This window comes from Phyllobacterium sp. P5_D12 (genome assembly GCF_054049495.1).
In genome coordinates, this window is sequence record NZ_JBFUMG010000630.1 from 1 (window position 1) to 2,429 (window position 2,429).

Here is a 2,429-nt window from a genome sequence, read left to right on the forward strand (position 1 = left end):
GCCAATGAGGGTATGAAGGCATGTGAGCCACATTGTCTGGCTGCAGAAAGAGTTCCTCATGAAATTCCGGCCACTTCACGACCGCGTCGTCATTCGACGCGCTGAAGGCGATACCAAATCCAAGGGAGGGATCATTATTCCCGACACTGCCAAGGAAAAGCCGCAGGAAGGCACAGTTATTGCGGTGGGACCGGGAGCCCGTGATGAAAGCGGCGCCCTGATCGCACTCGATGTCAAGGCAGGCGATGCCGTTCTGTTCGGCAAATGGTCCGGTGCCGAAGTCAAGATTGACGGCGACGATCTCCTGATCATGAAGGAGACGGACATCATGGGCATCGTCGAGACCCAGTAGGCGGAACGAAGAATGCCCTATGGGCAATTGCCGCACTTCTCAATTTCAAGAACGAACTGGACGAACAAGCATGTCTGCCAAAGAAATCAAATTTTCCACCGACGCCCGCGACCGGATCCTTAGTGGCGTCGAGATACTGAACAACGCCGTCAAGGTGACGCTTGGCCCAAAGGGACGCAATGTCATCATTGACCGCTCTTTTGGTGCGCCGCGCATTACCAAAGACGGCGTAACTGTCKCCAAGGAAATCGAGCTTGCCGACAAGTTCGAGAACATGGGCGCACAGATGATCCGCGAAGTCGCGTCAAAGACAAATGATCTCGCCGGTGACGGAACCACCACAGCGACGGTGTTGGCCGCCTCCATTTTGCGTGAGGGTGCAAAGCTAGTTGCGGCCGGATTGAACCCCATGGATCTAAAGCGAGGCATCGATCTTGCCGTGGCTGCTGTTGTCACCGACATTCAGGCGCGGGCGAAGAAGGTCAAAACTTCGGAAGAGATTGCTCAGGTCGGAACAATCGCCGCCAATGGCGATGCCACCGTTGGTGAGATGATTGCCAAGGCCATGAAGAAGGTCGGCAATGAGGGCGTCATCACCGTTGAAGAGGCAAAGACCGCCGACACCGAACTCGAAGTTGTCGAGGGGATGCAGTTCGATCGCGGTTATCTCTCGCCCTATTTTGTTACCAATGCAGAAAAGATGCGGGTCGAACTGGAGGACGCCTACATTCTCCTTCACGAAAAGAAGCTCGGCAATCTGCAGGCCTTGCTGCCGATCCTCGAAGCGGTGGTCCAGAGCGGCAAACCGCTTTTGACTATCTCCGAGGATGTTGAAGGCGAAGCTTTGGCGACCCTTGTCGTGAACAAGTTGCGCGGAGGTCTCAAAGTCGCAGCGGTCAAGGCTCCGGGGTTTGGTGATCGTCGCAAGGCGATGCTGGAGGACATTGCGATCCTTACCGGTGGTCAGCTGATCTCCGAAGATCTAGGCATCAAGCTTGAGAATGTCACGATCGACATGCTCGGACGGGCAAAACGCCTCCTCATCGACAAGGAAGCCACCACGATCGTCGAGGGTGCAGGCGACAAGGCCGCCATCGCAGCGCGGGTCCAGCAGATCAAAGCGCAGATCGAGGAAACCACTTCAGACTATGACAAGGAAAAGCTGCAGGAGCGACTGGCAAAACTTGCCGGTGGTGTTGCCGTGATCCGTGTGGGTGGTGCAACCGAAACCGAGGTCAAGGAAAAGAAGGACCGTATTGACGATGCGCTGAACGCTACGCGTGCTGCGGTGGAAGAGGGCGTTGTTCCAGGCGGCGGTGTCGCGCTGTTGCGTGCCAAGGCATCATTGGCTGCCCTTACCGGAGCAAATGCCGACGTGACCGCCGGTATTTCGATTGTGCTGCAAGCGCTTGAAGCTCCGATCCGACAGATAGCCGAAAATTCTGGTGTCGAAGGTTCGATCGTTGTCGGCAAACTTTTGGACAGCAAGAAACCCAATCAGGGGTTCAACGCGCAGACCGAACTTTATGTCGATATGATTGAGGCTGGCATCGTCGATCCGGCTAAAGTGGTCCGCACAGCCCTTCAGGATGCGGGCTCGATTGCCGGGCTTTTGATCACAGCGGAAGCCATGATCGCCGACATTTCACCATCGGCAGCACTCGGAATGAATGACGCAAGAAGTACCGGATACTAATCCCAGTTCCCGGTATCATGACATCGCGTCAAAGCTTTTGGCGCGATGTTTGCTCATTACATCGACATTGAATTCCTGGAAGCTCGGATAAAGCGGGTTAGACTAGTAGTCAGCCCGCTCGCCAGGTTCATGCTTGAGGGCTTCCAGAAGCCAGTTTTACTTCAAGATTTAGTCCACTGCCCCAGCAAAACGCTTCCCGCATGGGCTTCGATGTTCCTGCGGAGAACCTCTTTGCTAATGATGCGGTTTCATAGACGGAGTGGACAGTTTGGGACGCCTTAGATGACCCCATCTATTTGCCCGTGGTCGACTTGCGATCGATTTCAGAGGTTTTTCGGGTATCTTCGACCGCATCCGTTGCTGTTTGAAGCTGCTTGGGAT

Annotated in this window: 2 protein-coding genes; both read left to right on the top strand. The window is 55.0% G+C overall.

Annotated features, from left to right (window positions below):
- Positions 1–58: 58 nt before the first annotated feature.
- On the top strand, positions 59–352 hold the full coding sequence (locus ACXJ5O_RS24475; protein ID WP_457302176.1) for a co-chaperone GroES: 294 nt from the start codon (positions 59–61) through the stop codon (positions 350–352).
- Positions 353–422: 70 nt separating this feature from the next.
- Entirely contained in the window at positions 423–2,048 is a 1,626-nt protein-coding gene (groL, locus tag ACXJ5O_RS24480; protein WP_457302175.1) for a chaperonin GroEL, read from the top strand.
- The last annotated feature ends 381 nt before the right edge of the window (positions 2,049–2,429 follow it).

Bases quoted from the DNA above. Each gene is read 5' to 3' on its own strand.
- ACXJ5O_RS24475 (WP_457302176.1), top strand. From the start codon at position 59: ATGAAATTCCGGCCACTTCACGACCGCGTCGTCATTCGACGCGCTGAA.